At 65.2% G+C, this 17,448-nt stretch carries 11 protein-coding genes; 8 read left to right on the plus strand and 3 right to left on the minus strand.

Going from position 1 to position 17,448, the window contains the following annotated elements:
• The first annotated feature begins 11 nt into the window (after positions 1–11).
• The gene (gene cysS, locus PV761_RS19575; protein WP_347899333.1) at positions 12–1,481 is read left to right on the plus strand and encodes a cysteine--tRNA ligase; all 1,470 of its coding nucleotides are present in this window, start codon (positions 12–14) and stop codon (positions 1,479–1,481) included.
• Positions 1,482–1,604: 123 nt separating this feature from the next.
• Entirely contained in the window at positions 1,605–2,591 is a 987-nt protein-coding gene (gene rlmB / locus PV761_RS19580) for a 23S rRNA (guanosine(2251)-2'-O)-methyltransferase RlmB (RefSeq protein ID WP_028271019.1), read from the plus strand.
• 177 nt (positions 2,592–2,768) lie between these two features.
• Here the strand turns inward: rlmB and PV761_RS19585 are convergent, their stop codons facing one another.
• On the minus strand, positions 2,769–3,587 hold the full coding sequence (locus PV761_RS19585) for a carbon-nitrogen hydrolase family protein (RefSeq protein ID WP_347899334.1): 819 nt from the start codon (positions 3,585–3,587) through the stop codon (positions 2,769–2,771).
• A gap of 128 nt (positions 3,588–3,715) precedes the next feature.
• On the opposite strand from PV761_RS19585, the gene glgX reads away from it, so the two are divergent.
• The 3 genes from glgX to PV761_RS19600 are packed head-to-tail and all read left to right on the plus strand — an operon-like array spanning position 3,716 to position 6,681.
• Positions 3,716–5,830 (plus strand): glycogen debranching protein GlgX, encoded by a 2,115-nt coding sequence (gene glgX, locus PV761_RS19590; protein ID WP_028271017.1) that lies wholly within the window; start codon positions 3,716–3,718, stop codon positions 5,828–5,830.
• 21 nt (positions 5,831–5,851) lie between these two features.
• Positions 5,852–6,316, plus strand: coding sequence for a ribonuclease domain-containing protein (locus PV761_RS19595; RefSeq protein ID WP_347899335.1), 465 nt, complete (start codon positions 5,852–5,854; stop codon positions 6,314–6,316).
• Positions 6,317–6,324: 8 nt separating this feature from the next.
• Positions 6,325–6,681, plus strand: a complete 357-nt coding sequence (locus tag PV761_RS19600; RefSeq protein ID WP_028271015.1) for a barstar family protein — start codon at positions 6,325–6,327, stop codon at positions 6,679–6,681.
• A 126-nt stretch (positions 6,682–6,807) separates the two neighbouring features.
• Here PV761_RS19600 and glgP read toward each other — a convergent pair whose 3' ends face one another.
• Positions 6,808–9,426 carry an alpha-glucan family phosphorylase gene (gene glgP / locus PV761_RS19605; protein ID WP_347899336.1) on the minus strand — a complete coding sequence of 873 codons (2,619 nt, stop codon included), beginning with the start codon at positions 9,424–9,426 and terminating at the stop codon, positions 6,808–6,810.
• A gap of 131 nt (positions 9,427–9,557) precedes the next feature.
• Between glgP and PV761_RS19610 the strand changes: the two genes are divergently transcribed.
• The 3 genes from PV761_RS19610 to PV761_RS19620 are packed head-to-tail and all read left to right on the plus strand — an operon-like array spanning position 9,558 to position 17,102.
• Complete coding sequence (locus PV761_RS19610) at positions 9,558–11,630, plus strand: alpha-1,4-glucan--maltose-1-phosphate maltosyltransferase (RefSeq protein ID WP_347899337.1); 2,073 nt, start codon at positions 9,558–9,560, stop codon at positions 11,628–11,630.
• A gap of 5 nt (positions 11,631–11,635) precedes the next feature.
• Positions 11,636–13,432 (plus strand): maltose alpha-D-glucosyltransferase, encoded by a 1,797-nt coding sequence (treS, locus tag PV761_RS19615; RefSeq protein WP_028271012.1) that lies wholly within the window; start codon positions 11,636–11,638, stop codon positions 13,430–13,432.
• A gap of 1 nt (position 13,433) precedes the next feature.
• Positions 13,434–17,102 (plus strand): 1,4-alpha-glucan branching enzyme, encoded by a 3,669-nt coding sequence (locus tag PV761_RS19620; RefSeq protein ID WP_347899338.1) that lies wholly within the window; start codon positions 13,434–13,436, stop codon positions 17,100–17,102.
• Positions 17,103–17,245: 143 nt separating this feature from the next.
• Here PV761_RS19620 and PV761_RS19625 read toward each other — a convergent pair.
• The coding region (locus tag PV761_RS19625; protein WP_347899339.1) for a hypothetical protein at positions 17,246–17,448 on the minus strand (203 nt) is incomplete at its 5' end.

The following is a 17,448-nucleotide window of genomic DNA, read 5'->3' on the forward strand; positions in this document are numbered from 1 at the left end:
AATCTGGAGCGGTGACCCTGCGCTTTTACGACACAGCATCCGCCGAAGTCCGCGACTTCGTCCCCCTGATCCCGGGCAAGGTGAGCCTGTACTACTGCGGTGCGACGGTGCAGGGCCTGCCGCACGTGGGGCACATCCGGTCCGCCATTGCCTTTGACCAGCTCACCCGCTGGCTGGAATACCGCGGTTTCCGCGTGACGGTGGTCCGCAACGTCACCGACATCGACGACAAGATCCTCGCCAAGTCCGCCCTCTCCTTTGAACGGGACTTCGAGGAAGGCCCGGACGATATCCGCGAAGAGGAGTGGTGGGCACTGGCCTACCGCTACGAGCAGGCGTTCCTCAAGGCCTACGACACCCTGGGCGTGTCCCGACCCACCTACGAGCCGCGCGCCACCGGTCACATTCCGGAGATGCATGCACTGATCCAGCAACTCATCGACCGCGGCCACGCCTACCCTGCCCTCGACGATTCCGGCGACGTCTATTTCGACGTCCGCTCCTGGAACCGCTACGGGTCGCTCACGCGCCAAAAGATCGATGACATGCAGGGAGCTCCCGACGCCGACCCCCGGGGCAAGAAGGACCCGCGGGACTTTGCGCTGTGGAAGGGGCATAAGGAAGGCGAGCCGACGACGGCGAGCTGGGTTTCGCCCTGGGGCACCGGGCGTCCGGGCTGGCACCTGGAGTGCTCGGCCATGGTCACCAAATACCTTGGCACCGAGTTCGACATCCACGGCGGCGGCCTGGACCTCCGCTTCCCGCACCATGAGAACGAGATGGCCCAGTCCCAGGCGGCCGGCCACGCCTTCGCCAACTTCTGGATGCACAACGGGATGGTGACCTACCAGGGCGAGAAGATGTCCAAGTCCATCGGCAACACCGTCAGCCCCGCGGAAATGCTGGAGCTCGCCTCGCCACGCGTGGTCCGGTACTACCTCGGCCAGGCGCAGTATCGCTCGGTCCTGGACTACCAGCCCACGTCGCTGCAGGAAGCGGCGGCCGCCATGGAGCGGATTGACGGGTTCATCGCCCGCGCAGTGCGTACCTTGTCCGACAGCGTTGGTTCCGGCGCGGCCGGCCTCCTGTTCGGCAGCCACGGCCAAGTGCCGGACGCCTTCGCCGCGGCCATGGACGACGACCTGAACGTTCCGCAGGCGCTGGCTGCCCTGCACGACACCGTGCGTGCCGGGAACACCGCCCTCACCGCCGGCGACAACGCGGCGGCCAGCGCTGCCCTGCATTCCGTCACCGACATGCTGCGCGTCCTGGGCCTCAACGACGTCGCGGCACCCGCCCGGGACGACCAGGCGGACACAGCCCTGGGCGTCCTCATCGAAGCCCAGCTTGGCGCCCGGGCACAGGCGCGGGCCACCAAGGACTGGGCGGCGTCCGACGCCATCCGGGACACCCTCGCGGCGGCGGGCGTCTTGGTGGAGGACGGCCCGGACGGTGCCAGCTGGAGCCTCAAACGCGGCTGAGCCGCGGCAGGCAGGATGCCCCGCAGGGTGACAACAGGGCCTCGGGCGGGCCCCGGGCGGGCGATTTAACCTGAGTAAGTAGACTGGAGGTCAGACTTACTCAACAAAGCAAGGGTGAAACTCATGGCCAACAACGGTCGCCGGTCGGTCAAAGCGAAGAAGGGCCCCACCATCGGAACGGGTGGCCACGGCCGCAAGGCCCTCGAGGGCAAGGGCCCCACTCCCAAGGCGGAGGACCGCCCGTACCACAAGGCCCACAAGAACAAGCAGCTCGCCGAGCGGTCCGCCGCCAAGCGTCCGGGCGCACCCCGCGGCGCCGGCGCCCGCTCAGGCCCGAAGGGCCGTGCCACGGAGGAAGTCGTCACGGGACGCAACTCCGTTGTTGAAGCGCTGCGCGCCGGAATCCCGGCCAAGGCCCTCCACGTTGCCATCCGCATCGAAATGGACGACCGCGTCAAGGAGTCCCTCAAGCTTGCGGCCGAACGCGGCATTCCGCTGATGGAAACGGGCAAGCCCGAGCTGGACCGGATGACGGACGACGCCATCCACCAGGGCCTTGTGCTGCAGATTCCGCCGTACGAGTACCAGGACGCGTACGAGCTCGCCGAGGAAACCGTGGAGGCCTGGAAGAAGGGCCACGTGTCCAACGCGCCGCTCTTCGTCGCCCTGGACGGCATCACGGACCCGCGCAACCTCGGCGCGATCATCCGGTCCGTATCGGCTTTCAGCGGTCACGGCGTCATCGTTCCGGAACGACGCTCAGTCGGCGTCACTGCCTCAGCCTGGAAGACCAGCGCCGGCGCAGCAGTCCGGGTTCCGGTGGCACGTGCCGCCAACCTGAACAACACCCTCAAGGCGTTCAAGAACATGGGCATTTACGTGCTCGGCCTGGACGGCGACGGCGACGTGTCGCTGCCGGACCTCAGCCTGGCCAAGGAACCCGTGTGCATCGTGGTTGGTTCCGAGGGCAAGGGCCTGAGCCGCCTGGTCCGCGAAAACTGCGACCAGATCGTCTCCATCCCGATCGACTCCGCCATGGAATCGCTCAACGCCTCCATGGCCGTCGGCATTTCCCTGTACGAAGTCTCCAGGCAGCGCTCAGCTAAGTAGGCTTTCGGAGGGCGGCGCCGAGGGGGCGGCACCGAAGGGGGCGGCACGGCCGCCCAACGCTCTGTCGCCGCCCCGGAACGCTCTCTCACTTCCTGCGGGTCAAACAGCAACGCTCTATCACCTGGTGATAGAGCGTTGCTGTTTTTGTGGCGAAAGGTGAGAGAGCGTTGCTGGTTTTTAGAACGTGTGGCGGTTGGCGAGGACCGGCAGCTTTGCCCGGGCTTCCTTGACGACGGCGGGGTCCAGGTCAGCGAACAGCAGCCCGGTCCCGCCGTCGAGCTCTGCCAGGACCTCACCGAGCGGGGACACGACAGCGGAGTGCCCCACACCGGTGGGCGCGGAGCCCTTGGTTTCGATGCCTTCGGTGGCAGGATCGCCCTGGCCGCAGGCCAGCACATACGTGGTGGTGTCCACGGCGCGGGCGCGTGCCAGGAGGCGCCACTGGTCGACTTTCCCGGGCCCGGATCCCCAGGAAGCGCACACGATGTTCGCTACGGCGCCGCGGTCGGCATTGGCGGTGAACAAGGCCGGGAACCGGATGTCGTAACAGGTGGCCAGGCCGAAACTGATGCCGCCGAGCTCGAACGTCACCGCCCGCGTACCGGCCTCCACGGTGTCTGATTCGGCGAATCCAAAGGCATCGAACAGGTGGATCTTGTCGTAGCTCGCCTCCACGCCCGGACCGGTGGCCAGCAGGGTGTTGCGCACTTTCCTCGTGCTGTCGCCGGAGCCGTCACCTGACTGCCCCGGGGTGAACATGCCCGCCACGATCACGATGCCGATTTCGGCGGCAATGCCGCGCACCCGGGTCGCCCAGGGGCCGTCCAGCGGCTCGGCAATATCCACGAGCGAATTACCGAATGCGCGCATGGTGGCTTCAGGGAAGACCACCAATTCGGCGCCGCCTTTTTTCGCCTTGCGGGCGAAATTTTCCAAAATGTCCAGATTCGCGGAAATATCGCGGCCTGTAACTACCTGAGCAAGAGCAACTCGCACAATTACCTCCAACGTGGCGTCTCACTTCAGTATGCAACCCGGGACGGGACGCTGAACAAGGCCAGCCCTTTTACCGACACATTGCGGAGAATATCGGACATTTGTGTGGCACAGCTAATATTTAAGCAATGGTTATGCCACTCCTAGACACAGCCTCAACCGTGGACGCCTCCAGGCCGTTTCCACTGGGCATCAGCGTTCCGCGCACGGGGTCCCCGGCAACGGACGATCCTCAGAGTGCCTGCGCCAACGTCGCGGTCTACGCGCCCGGGGTGGCCACGCTGGAAATCGCCTACTGCGCGCCGGGCGGAACGTGGCAACTGAAGACCCTCCCGAACATCACCAACGACGTCCACCATGGCATTGTGGACGGCTTCCCGGTGGGTTCGCGCTACGGCTTCCGCTCCTCGTCCGAGGACGATGCCCTGCCGGTGTCAGTGCCAACCGTGGCTTTCGACGACGACGGCGAGCAGCCGCTGCTGCTGGATCCTTACGGCCGGGCAGTTGATCAGAGCGACGGGTTCCTCAGCAATGTGCGCATGTCCAGCGGATTCGACTGGGGCGGGGACCGCAGCCCGCACGTCTCGTGGCGGAACACCATCATTTATGAAGCCCACGTCCGCGGCCAAAGCATGCTGCACCCGGACATTCCCGAGGACCTCCGCGGCACGTACGCCGGGATGGCGCACCCGGCAATGATTGAGCACCTCACGGGACTGGGCATCACCTCGGTCCAGCTGTTGCCTGTCCATTTCCACCTGGACGAACCCCATCTCCAGAACCTGGGCATGACCAATTACTGGGGCTACAACACCGCGGCCTTCTTTGCCCCGCATCCTGACTACGCCACCCAGGCCGCCCAGGCGGCCGGCCCGCAGGCGGTGCAGGATGAATTCAAGGGCATGGTCAAACTCCTGCACGCAGCGGGGCTGGAAGTCATCCTGGACGTTGTGTACAACCACACCGCCGAAGGCGGTCCTGACGGCCAGACGCTCAGCTTTCGCGGGCTGGGGGAGAAGCAGTACTACCGGAACGACGGCCACGGCCGGTACATCGACACCACCGGATGCGGCAACAGCCTGAACTTCGGCCACCCCCGCGTTGTCCAGCTGGTCCTTGACTCGCTGAGGTACTGGGTGGAGGAGTTCCACATCGACGGTTTCCGGTTCGACCTTGCGGTGACACTCTGCCGCAACGCCGCGAACGACTTCGATCCGCACCACCCCTTCCTCGTGGCCATTGCCGCGGATCCGCTCCTGTCCTCCGTCAAACTGATTGCCGAGCCGTGGGATGTGGGTTACGGCGGCTGGCAGACCGGACGCTTCCCGCCCGGTTGGGTGGACTGGAACGACCACTACCGTGACGCGCTGCGCTCGTTCTGGGTAGGGGACCGGGCCGCGATCGACGCAGGCGGCCAAGGCGGCTCCGTCGCGCGCCTCGCCGATTCCATTTCCGGCTCAGCCGGCCTTTTTGCGGAATCGGGACGCTCCCGCATGGCATCGCTCAACTTCTTCACGTCGCACGACGGTTTCACCCTGGCTGACCTCGTGTCCTACGACCGCAAACACAACGAAGCCAACGGCGAGCAGAACCGGGACGGCCACGGCGATAACCGCAGCTACAACCACGGCTTCGAGGGACCGACTGAAGACGAGGAAATCCTGGCGCTCCGGGCGCAGACCAGCCGCAACCTGATGGCCACCCTGATGGTCTCCATGGGCATCCCCATGATCACCGCGGGCGACGAGATCGGCCGGACACAGCAGGGCAACAACAACGCCTATTGCCAGGACAACCCCATCACCTGGCTGGACTGGACCAGCACACCGGAATCCCACGCCATGCTCCGGAGCACCAAGCGGGTCATCCGGCTCCGGAAGGAATTCCTGGCGGGCCAGCCGCACCACTATCCCTCCCGGGACAAGCAGGCCTACCTGCACTGGTTCGACGAGCACGGCAAGCCCATGTCCATGGACCAGTGGAACGATCCGCAACACCGCGTGGTCCAGCTGCTGCTGGGCTCGGACGACGGCCAGGTGGACGGACTCGTGGTGGTGAACGGCAGCGCCCACGACATTAAGATCACCCTGCCCGACGTCAGCAACGACGACGGCACGGGCAAGCGATTGTTCGAACTTCGATTGACCACCTCCGAACTCCATGACCGCCGTCAAGGGGTCAGGGTAGCCGCCGGCGAACGCGACGTGGCGCAGTCCAACACCATCAGCATCTACCGCACGTAGGGTTCAGCAGATGGGGACGTCATGAGGGGGATCGGGAGGCTCCTGGCGCTGGCCGCGGTCCTGGTGCTGGTGGTCGGCCTGGGCATGGTGCTATCCAGCACGCAGGAGGGCCCGGTCAGCCCGCCCGTTCCCGCGGGCTCGACGGCGGCGTCCGCGCCTGTGCGTTCGACGGCGGCGTCCGCGCCCGCCGTCGACGGTTCCGGCCTGGAAGCCGTGCCGGCGTCCAGCCTGCCGCCGGAGGCGCGGGAGACGCTGGCCCTGATTGCCCGCGGCGGGCCGTACCCGTATTCGCGTGACGGCGCGGTCTTCAGCAACTTTGAGCGGCTGCTGCCCCGGAAGCCGAGCGGCTACTACAAGGAATTCACGGTCAGGACCCCCGGCGAATCGGACCGGGGCGCCCGCCGGATCGTGGTGGGTGAAAGCGGCGATAAGTACTACACGCCGGACCACTACGATTCGTTTTTTCATATTCTGGAAGGCAAATAGAGGCACGAATGAAGATTTACTCCGCTGATACCTGGACCATTGATGAGCTCCGCGACCAGGCGTCCGACGCCGGCCGCCGGGTCCTGGTGATCCCCGCCGCCGATACCAAGAAAGCAGTGCTGCAGACGTTCGGGGAAATCCTGGATTTCCCGGAACACTACGGAGTCAACCTTGATGCACTCAACGATTCGCTGCACGACTTCGCGGACACGGTCACGGACGATGGCAAGGAGCCGCTGACGTTCATCTGGCAGGTGCCCGCCGTCTTCCGCTCGGACCGGTCGTTCGGCATCATCTGCGAAATCCTGCAGGACGCGGAGAGCTATGCGGGCAAGAGCCTGTCCGTGATCACCGTCTGCCTCTAACCGGATACCAGGATCCTCCCTCACTTCCCGTCGCGTAAAACCGGACCCTCTCTCACCTTTCGCTGTTAAAGACGTAACGCTCCCTCACTGTGAACTGAGTGAGGGAGCGTTACGGTCGACGGCGGATCAGGCGTTGACGATGAGTCCAAGTTCCGCCCGCGACGCGAGGGCCGGATGCTTGGGCAGGACGCGCACCGTGTAGCCGAAGGACCCTGACCGGTCGATCAGCAGCGAACCGCTGAAGAGGAAGCGCCCCTTGCCGAGGTCCTCCTTGGGCACCAGGTCCGCCACCGTGACGTCGGCCAGTTCGTCGCTTTCCTCGGCGCGGCCGAATGCAACCTCCACGGCGACGTCGTCCGGATCGAGGTTGTGAAGCGCGATGTAGGCGTTCACCTGCAGGGTGTCGCCGATCTGTGGGTCCTCGGACACGCCAACCGAGTCGACGTGCTCCACCTGGATCTGGGGCCACGCGGCACGGATCTGTGACGTCCAGGCCGCCAGGGACTTCGACTGGGCGAAATTGTCCGCGACGGCCCGGCGCCCGGCGATCGCCGCGGGGCGGTACAGGATGTTCACGTAGTCGTGGAGCATCCGCTCGGCGGAGACCGCCGGGCCCAGGTGCGCCATGGTGTGCTTGATCATCGATACCCAGTGCGTCGGCACCTTCTGCGGTCCGGGCTCCGAAGGCCCTGCCGCTCCGGCACCGTCGGACACGGTGAGTCCGTAAAACCGCGGAGCCACCTGCGTTTCGAGCAGCTCGTACAGCGCCGCCGCTTCGATGTCATCCCGTTCCTCGGGCGACGCGTTGTTGTTGGCAGTGGGGATGGCCCAGCCGTTTTCGCCGTCGTACATCTCATCCCACCAGCCGTCCAGCACCGAAAGGTTCAGCGAACCGTTGATGGCAGCCTTCATGCCGGAGGTGCCGCAGGCTTCCAGCGGGCGCAGCGGATTGTTCAGCCACACGTCGCAGCCGGGGAAGAGCGTGCGCGCCATGGCGATGTCGTAGTTGGGCAGGAACGCGATCCGGTGGCGCACCTCGGGATCGTCGGTGAACCGGACCAGGTCCTGGATCATCTTCTTGCCGGCATCGTCCGCGGGGTGGGACTTGCCGGCAATCACGAGCTGGATCGGGTGTGTCTCGTGCAGCAGCAGGGCCTTGAGCCGGGCGGGTTCCCGGAGCATCAAGGTAAGCCGCTTGTACGTGGGCACACGCCGGGCGAAGCCGATGGTGAGGATGTCCGGGTCCAGCACGGAGTCGGTCCAGCCGAGCTCGGCGTCTGCCGCCCCGCGCTTCTTCCACGCCGCGCGAAGGCGCTTGCGGACGTCCTCCACGAGCGAGACCCGCATTTCCCGGCGGAGCGCCCAGACGTCCTCGTCGCTGACGTTGTAGGCGAGGTCCCAGCGGCCCGTGGCTTCCGCCTCGGCACCGAACTGGTCACGGGCCAGCTTGGAGACACGGCTGTCCACCCAGGTGGGGACGTGCACTCCGTTGGTCACGGAGGTGATGGGAACTTCCGAGTGGTCGAATCCCGGCCAGAGGGCCGAGAACATCCCGCGGGACACCACGCCGTGGAGCTTCGCCACACCGTTGGCCCGCTGTGCCAGCCGCAACCCCATCACGGCCATGTTGAACACTGCGGGATTGCCGTCTGCAAAGTTCTCGCGGCCCAAGTCCAGGATCCGGGACACCGGAACGTCGGGAGCCAGTCCGGCCTCGAAGAAGTGCTGGATCTGGGACACCTCGAACCGGTCGATGCCTGCCGGGACCGGAGTGTGCGTCGTGAAGACCGTGGAGGCACGGCCCGCCGCGAGGGCTTCCTCCCAGGTCAGCGGGCTGTCCGACGACATTAGTTCCTGGATGCGCTCAACGCCGAGGAAACCGGCGTGGCCCTCGTTGGTGTGGAACACCTCCGGTGCCGCGCACCCCGTCAGGCGCTGGTAAACGCGCAGCGCCTTCACTCCGCCCATGCCCAGCAGCAGCTCCTGCTGGAGGCGGTGGTCACCGCCGCCGCCATAGAGCCGGTCGGTGATGCCGCGGGCGGCGTCGTCGTTGCCCGGCACGTTTGAATCGAGCAGCAACAGCGGGACACGCCCGACGTCGGCACGCCAGATGTGTGCCAGCAGCCGGCGGCCGTGGGGGAGCGGCAGCGAGATCTGGATGGGTTTGCCGTTGCCGTCGGGGGCGTCCTCCCGGAGGAGTGTCAGCGGGAGGCCGTCCGGGTCGAGGACCGGGTACGTTTCCTGCTGCCACGCGTCCCTGGACAGGGACTGCTTGAAATAGCCTGCCTGGTAAAGCAGGCCGACGCCGATGAGCGGCACGCCGAGGTCCGATGCAGCCTTAAGGTGGTCGCCCGCCAGAATTCCCAGGCCGCCGGAATATTGCGGCAAAACTTCGGTGATTCCGAATTCCGGTGAGAAGTAGGCGATACAGGACGGGGCATCATCACCCAAGCCCTGGTACCAGCGGGGCTGGTCCAGGTAACGGTCCAGGTCTTCAGCGGCAGCGTGCACGCGCCGGACGACGTCCTGGTCCGCGGCCAGCCGCTGCAGCTCCTCGCGGCTCACCAAGCCGAGGAAACTTACGGGATCATGGGCGCTCTCGTCCCAAATTGCGGGGTTCAGTCCCTCAAAAAGCTCCCTGGTGGGGCGGTGCCACGACCACCGCAGGTTAGTGGCCAATCGGGCCAGCGGCCGGATAGATTCCGGAAGTACGGTTCGGACAGTAAATCTGCGGATAGCCTTCACCTGCGTCACACTAACGGACAAGATGGGCCGCAGGAACAGGTTTTGGTTTCTTTTAGGTAAATGACGGATTGCTCGGAGAAAAACGGAAGTTCCCTTAGCAAAACGGGGGATTTCTCGATAACGTCGAGTTTGTGACGACTAATACGCGAACCAGTGCCGGATCCAGCAAAAAGCCTAAGGCCCTGATCACGGAAGGCCTGCGTTTTGGCCGGTTCCCGATCACTGCCGTGCAGCCCGTCGTGGACGGAGGGACGTTTCCGGCGAAGGCGCTGCCGGGTGAAGGGCTCGTCGTAGGAGCGACCGTATTCCGCGAAGGACACGACCAGCTCGGCGTCAGCGCGGTGCTGTTCGATCCGAAGGGCAAGGAACGCCAGCGTGTCAGGCTGGCCCCGCCGCGCGGTGACCGCGGAAAGGGCACGGACCGCTGGGAGGGCATCATCACGCCTGCCGCCACGGGCAACTGGTCGTTCGCCATTGAAGCCTGGCATGACCGGTACGGGACCTGGCACCACAACGCCGAGGTCAAGGTCGAGGCGGGCATCGACGTCGAACTGATGCTGGCCGAAGGCGCGGCACTGCTGTCCCAGGCCGCGGAAGACCCGGCCCGCCCCTCCGCCGACAGGCGGACGCTCCGGACCGCCGTCGTCGTCCTGTCCGACACCTCGCTGTCCCCTGAGGAGCGGCTCGCCGCCGGGTTCGGAACAGAGGTGACGGACGTCGTCGCCCGCCAGCCCATCCGTGAACTCGTCACGGTTTCGGAGCGCTTCCCCCTCCTGGTGGAACGCGATCTGGCCGGCCGCGGGGCCTGGTACGAATTCTTCCCCCGTTCGGAGGGAGCCGTCCGCAACCACGCAACCGGCGAGTGGCAGTCCGGCACCTTCCAGACGGCAGCCAAGCGGCTCGACGCCGTCGCTGAAATGGGCTTCGACGTCATCTACATGCCGCCCATCCACCCGATCGGCATCCAGCACCGCAAGGGGCCCAACAACACGCTTATCGCCGGACCGCACGATCCCGGCTCCCCCTGGGCCATCGGTGCCAAGGAGGGCGGACATGACGCCATCCATCCGGACCTCGGCACGTTCGAGGACTTCGATTCGTTTGTGGCCCGGGCCCGGGAGCTCGGCCTTGAGGTTGCCCTGGACCTGGCGCTTCAGGCGGCTCCGGACCACCCCTGGGTGACGTCGAACCCGGAATGGTTCACGACGCGCGTGGACGGCAGCATTGCCTACGCGGAGAACCCGCCGAAGAAATACCAGGACATCTTCCCGCTGAACTTCGACAACGATCCCGAAGGCCTGTCCAAGGAAATCCTCCGGGTCGTGCTGCTCTGGGTCAGCCATGGCGTCAAGATCTTCCGCGTGGACAACCCGCACACCAAGCCGGTGTGGTTCTGGGAGTGGCTGATCGCCAAGGTCAACAAGAAGCACCCCGACGTCGTTTTCCTCGCCGAGGCTTTCACCCGCCCGGCCATGATGCATGCCTTGGGACGTGCCGGTTTCCAGCAGTCCTACACGTACTTCACCTGGCGGAACACCAAGAAGGAACTGGAGGAGTACTTCACCGAGGTCAGCCAGAAGTCCCCGGCCTATTTCCGTCCGAACTTCTTCGTGAACACCCCGGACATCCTTACCGAGTACCTTCAGTTCGGCGGTCCGGCCGCCTTCAAGATCCGTGCCGCGCTCGCAGCGACAGCCAGCCCGCTGTGGGGCGTCTATGCCGGCTACGAACTCTACGAACATGTGGCCCGGCCCGGCGCCGAGGAATACATCGACAACGAAAAATTCGAATACAAGGCACGGGACTGGGACGCCGCTGCCGAATCCGGCCGGACCCTCGCCCCGTACCTGACCAGGCTCAATGAAATCCGCCACACCCACCCGGCGCTGGGGGACTTGCAGAACCTGACGCTGCACCACAGCACCGACGACGCCACGATTGTCTACTCAAAGCACAAGACGCTGCCGGACGGCACCAAGGACACCCTGATCATCGTGGTGAACGTGGATCCGCACAGCACCCGCGAGAGCACCGTCTCCCTGGATCTGGCGGCACTCGAACTCGACCCGGCGGACCTGACGCACAACGGCGGCTTCAGGGTGGATGATTTGCTGACCGGCGAGAGCTGGGAATGGGGCGAATACAACTACGTGCGGCTTGATGCCCACGTGGAGCCGGCACACATCCTGAACATCCGGAGGTAGCATACGTGAGTTTCAGTCCGCAGAACCCGAGCCAGCATTTCACCCCCAAGGGCACGTTCGAACTCAACGCCCCCGGCCTGCAACACGATCCCCTGTGGTACCGCAAAGCAGTGTTCTACGAAGTCCTGGTCCGCGGCTTTGCTGACGGAAACGGTGACGGTTCCGGCGACTTCCACGGGCTCATCGAGAAACTGGACTACCTCCAGTGGCTCGGCGTCGACTGCCTGTGGCTGCCGCCGTTCTTCCAGTCTCCGCTCCGCGACGGCGGCTATGACATCTCGGACTACAACTCGGTCCTGGACGAATTCGGCACCATCAGCGACTTCAAGCGGCTGGTTGCCGAAGCCCACGCCCGCGGCGTCCGTGTGATTATCGACCTGCCGCTGAACCACACGTCGGACCAGCACCCGTGGTTCCAGGAGTCCCGCAAGGACCCCGACGGGCCCTTCGGTGACTTCTATGTCTGGAGCGACACGGACGAGAAGTACCAGGATGCCCGCATCATCTTCGTGGACACGGAGGAATCCAACTGGACCTTCGATCCCATCCGGCGGCAGTTCTTCTGGCACCGGTTCTTCAGCCACCAGCCTGACCTGAACTTTGAGAACCCCAAGGTCATCGACGCCCTTTTCGACGTCGTCCGGTTCTGGCTGGACCAGGGCATTGACGGCTTCCGCGCGGACGCCATCCCGTACCTCTTCGAGGAAGAGGGGACCAACTGCGAAAACCTGCCCGCCACTCACGATTTCCTGCGGGCACTGCGGAAAATGGTGGACGAGAACTACCCCGGCAGGGTCATCATCGCCGAGGCCAACCAGCCGCCGGTCGAGGTGGTGGAGTACTTCGGGACCGAAGAGGAACCCGAATGCCACATGGCCTTCCACTTCCCCATCATGCCGCGGCTCTACTACGCGCTACGGGACCAGAAAGCGGCACCCATCATCGAGACGATGAAGGAAACGCCGGACATTCCGGAGGGCGCCCAATGGGGCACGTTCCTGCGGAACCACGACGAGCTCACCCTGGAAATGGTCACCGCCGACGAACGCGCGGCCATGCTGGGCTGGTATGCGCCGGACCCCCGCATGCGCGCCAACATCGGTATCCGCCGCCGGCTGGCACCGCTGCTGGACAACTCCCGGTCCGAGATCGAGCTGATCAACGCCCTGCTGCTTTCGCTTCCGGGCAGCCCCTTCCTGTACTACGGGGATGAAATCGGCATGGGCGACAACATCTGGCTCGAAGACCGCGACGCCGTCCGCACACCCATGCAGTGGAACCCGGACCGCAACGCGGGCTTCTCGCACGCTGATCCGGGCAAGCTGTACCTGCCGGTCATCCAGTCGCTCGTGTACAACTACGGCATGGCCAATGTGGAAGCGGAGGCCGCGCATTCCGGGTCGCTGCTGAGATGGACCCGGCAGATCCTTAGCGTCCGGAAGAACCACCCCGCGTTCGGGCTGGGTGCCTTCAAGCATGTCGAAGCAGATCACGACGTCGTCCTGGCCTACCTGCGGGAACTGGCCCCTGACAACGCGGCGGGCGAGGACGCCGAGTCGATACTATGCGCCTTCAACCTGTCGCAGCACCCCGTGGCCACCACATTGCGGATTCCGCAGTATGCCGGCCGCGGCCTCCGCGACGTTTTCGGTGGCCAGCCGTTCCCGGCCATCGGCGACGACGGCCGGCTCACGCTGACGCTGGGAAGCCACGATTTCTTCTGGCTGCGGATTCGCTCGGCCGCCTCCAACCCGGCGTCGCCGTTTACCCAGGCCCTACCGGTCCTGTCCATCGAAGGCTGAAATGACCCAATCCACGCTCAACCCCTCCCTCTCTGAACTGCTCCGGGCCTGGCTCCCGCGCCAGCGCTGGTTCCCTGTCAAGACAGGCGACTTCACGCTGTCTCCTGTCGGCGGGGTGCGCTTGGACGACGGCAGCGGCGAGGTGGGCATTGAGGTGTTCCTCGCGGCGGTCACCTATCCCACGGCCGACGGCGGCAGCCGCACCGACGTCGTGCAGGTCCCGCTCAGCCACCGGATTGAGCCACTGCCGGGCAAGGAAGCGGCCCTGGTCGGCGAGGGCGGCGACGCCCGCGGGCGCCGGTGGATCTACGATGGCGTCCATGACCCCGTATTCGTATCGGCCTGGCTGGAATTGATGCGGAGCGGCGGCACTTCGGCGGAAGGAAACGCCGTGGGCCACCTGGTGCCTTCCGACTATCCGCTGCCGACGGCCACCGGGACCGTCAAGGTCCTCTCCGGTGAGCAGTCAAACAGTTCGGTGATAGTGGACGACGGCGGCTCTGCGGCGATCGTCAAGTTCTTCCGTGTGCTGTCCGAAGGACGTAACCCGGAAGTGGAAATCGGCGCTGCCCTGACGCAGGCAAGGACGTCGGAGGTTCCGGCCACGCTCGGCTGGGTCACGGGGGAGTGGCAAGATCCGCTGGGCGGCGGCGACGATAGGCCGCGGACCGTTCAAGGCGAACTCGCCGTCGCGCATGAGTTCCTGGCCGGCGGCCGCGACGCCTGGCGACTGGCCGTTGACGCCGCAAGTTCCGGCACGGACTTCTCCGCCGAAGCACATGCCCTCGGCGTGGCGACTGCAACAGTGCACCGGCGGCTGGCCGAGGCGCTCGGCCTTGCGTCGGAATCCGCGCCGGGGAAGGACATCGCCCCCGGAGTAGCCCAGCGCGTCCGGCAGTCCTGGGCGGAAGCAGGCCCCGCCGTCGGGCAGTATGACGACGCCCTGGCCGGCCTGCTCGATCAGCTTGAGGGCAGCAACGCCGGCGCACTGCAGCGGATCCACGGCGACCTCCACCTGGGACAGATCCTGCAGGTGCCGGGGCGCCCGGGGGAGCACGAACGCTGGGCCATCCTGGACTTCGAGGGCGAACCCCTGAGGCCCATCGCGGAACGCAACTTTCCGGACGTGCCGCTGCGCGACGTCGTCGGCATGCTGCGGTCCTTCGACTACGCCGCCGGTGCCGCCGAACGCGAGCGGGAAGGCGTCCATGTCCCCGCCTCGTGGGTGGACGACTGCGCCGAAGCGTTCCTGGCGGGGTACGGCGAAATTACGCCCGGGACCATTGACCGCGGCTCGCCCTTGTTTGTGGCATTGTGGCTGGACAAGGCGTTGTATGAAGTTGTCTATGAGTTGCGCAACAGGCCCGGATGGCTGGACATTCCGGTAAATGCTTCACGGCGTCTCCTCAGCAGTACAGGCTCCGGCGCTTCAGCCGCAGCCGCAGCGGAAGGTAACAAAATGACAGGCTCAGCACGTACAGATCGGCCCGCGCCTCTTCAAGTGGACCCGGAGACGCTTTCGAAGGTGGCATCAGGCGAATATCACGCCCCGCACTCCGTCCTGGGCGCACACCTTGACGACCACGGCCATGTCACCGTCCGCACCGTCAAGCACCTGGCATCGGCTGTGTCGGTTGTGACCGCCGCGGGCTCGGTGCCCATGACGCACGAATCCAACGGTGTGTGGGCCGTCGTGCTCGACCCCCTTCAGCCGGGCCATGTTCCCGACTATCGTCTGGAAGTCACCTACGAGGGAGTGGCCCCGCAGGCCACGGACGATCCGTACCACTACCTGCCCACAGTCGGGGAGGTGGACCTGCACCTGATCGGCGAAGGCCGCCACGAGAAACTGTGGGAAGTGCTGGGCGCGCACGTCCAGCATTACAAGTCTGCCCTCGGCGACGTGGACGGCGTCTCGTTCGCCGTGTGGGCGCCCAATGCACAGGCTGTCAGGGTCAAGGGCGACTTCAACGCGTGGGACGGCCGGGAGAACTCGATGCGTTCGCTGGGCTCGTCGGGGGTCTGGGAACTCTTCATCCCGGGCGTTTTAGCAGGGGCGTGCTACAAGTTTGAAATCAAGACCAAAGCGGGCCACTGGGTGGAGAAGGCCGATCCACTGGCATTCGGAACCGAAGTCCCGCCGCTCACCGCATCACGGGTGGTTGAGTCGGCCTACGCCTTCAAGGACGAGGAGTGGATGACGGCCCGCGCCGAGCGGGATCCGCACAATTCGCCCATGAGCGTCTACGAGGTCCACCTTGGCTCCTGGCGCCTCGGACTCGGCTACCGCGAGCTGGCCAAGGAACTGGTGGAGTACGTCAAGTGGCTCGGTTTCACCCACGTGGAGTTCATGCCAGTGGCCGAACACCCCTTTGGCGGGTCATGGGGCTACCAGGTCACGTCCTACTTCGCGCCCACGTCAAGGTTCGGCCACCCGGACGAATTCAGGTTCCTCGTGGATGCGCTGCACCAGGCGGGCATCGGCGTCCTGCTGGACTGGGTGCCGGCGCACTTCCCCAAGGATGCTTGGGCCCTTGCCCAGTTCGACGGCGAGGCCCTGTACGAGCACGCAGACCCGAACCTCGGCGAGCACCCGGACTGGGGCACGCTGATCTTCGACTTCGGCCGGACGGAAGTCCGCAACTTCCTGGTCTCCAACGCCCTCTACTGGCTCGACGAATTCCACATCGACGGCCTCCGGGTGGATGCTGTGGCGTCGATGTTGTACCTCGATTACTCCCGTGAAGAAGGGCAGTGGCAGCCCAACAGGTATGGCGGCCGCGAGAACCTTGAAGCGATCTCCTTCCTGCAGGAGGCCAACGCCACGGTGTACAAGACCCACCCTGGTGCGGTGATGATCGCGGAGGAATCAACGGCATTCGCCGGGGTGACAGCCCCGACGAGTGTTGGCGGCCTGGGCTTCGGCCTGAAATGGAACATGGGCTGGATGCATGACTCGCTCAAGTACGCCTCCGAGGACCCGGTAAACCGCAAGTGGCACCACGGAACCGTCACGTTCTCGATGGTCTACGCCTTTACTGAGAACTTCCTCCTGCCCATCAGCCACGACGAAGTTGTGCACGGCAAGGGCTCCATGCTCCGGAAGATGCCCGGTGACCGCTGGCAGCAGCTGGCCAACCTCCGCGCATTCCTCGCGTACCAGTGGGCCCACCCCGGCAAGCAGCTGATCTTCATGGGTACCGAATTCGGCCAGGAAGCTGAATGGTCCGAACAGCACGGCCTGGACTGGTACCTGGCTGAAATCCCCGCGCACCGCGGCGTCCAGCTGCTCACCAAGGAACTGAACGAGCTCTACGCGTCGACCCCCGCACTCTATGAGCGGGACAACGAACCCGGCGGATTCCAGTGGATCAACGGCGGCGACGCCGACCGCAACGTCCTGTCGTTCATCCGGTGGGATAAGGACGGCAACCCGCTGGTATGCGCCATCAACTTCTCCGGCGGCCCGCACCAGGGATACACCCTCGGGGTTCCTGTGGCCGGCGCCTGGCAGGAGGTCCTCAACACGGACGACTCCAGCTACGGCGGGTCCGGTGTCCTGAACCAGGGTGCGCTCGCCGCCACGACCGAGGGGCAGGACGGCCAACCGGCGACGTTGACCGTCACGCTGCCTCCGTTGGGTGCCGCTTTCTTCAAGCCAGCCAGCTAGCGCCGGCGGCAGGTGTTTCGAAAAAGCCCCGGATCCTTGGGATCCGGGGCTTTTTCGGCCCACATTTAGGGCCGCTTTGTGTCCTCGCAAAAGTGGTGGTAGAGTTTATTTCCGCGCTGCTCCCCGGAGTTGGCCAGCAAAGACTACACGGAATGCCGCAGGCAAAGTGAGTCGGGATGGCCGATTTGACTCGGGTGAAGCAAGCGGGTAAGTTTGGAAAGTTGCTCCGGAGCGATCCGCGACCGAAATCTGGTTGTGGTGGTGCCGGGTGTGTCTGTTGTTTGAGAACTCAATAGTGTGCCAAGTTTGTTGATACCAATTTTTTGTATTGAATTGGTTGAATTGA

This window comes from Arthrobacter sp. CC3 (genome assembly GCF_039907775.1).
GTDB lineage: Bacteria > Actinomycetota > Actinomycetes > Actinomycetales > Micrococcaceae > Arthrobacter.

Coding starts and splice junctions, on each gene's coding strand:
- rlmB (WP_028271019.1), top strand. CDS start 1,605: ATGGCCAACAACGGTCGCCGGTCGGTCAAAGCGAAGAAGGGCCCCACC.
- PV761_RS19595 (WP_347899335.1), top strand. CDS start 5,852: ATGAGGGGGATCGGGAGGCTCCTGGCGCTGGCCGCGGTCCTGGTGCTG.
- PV761_RS19620 (WP_347899338.1), top strand. CDS start 13,434: ATGACCCAATCCACGCTCAACCCCTCCCTCTCTGAACTGCTCCGGGCC.
- PV761_RS19600 (WP_028271015.1), top strand. CDS start 6,325: ATGAAGATTTACTCCGCTGATACCTGGACCATTGATGAGCTCCGCGAC.
- glgX (WP_028271017.1), top strand. CDS start 3,716: ATGGTTATGCCACTCCTAGACACAGCCTCAACCGTGGACGCCTCCAGG.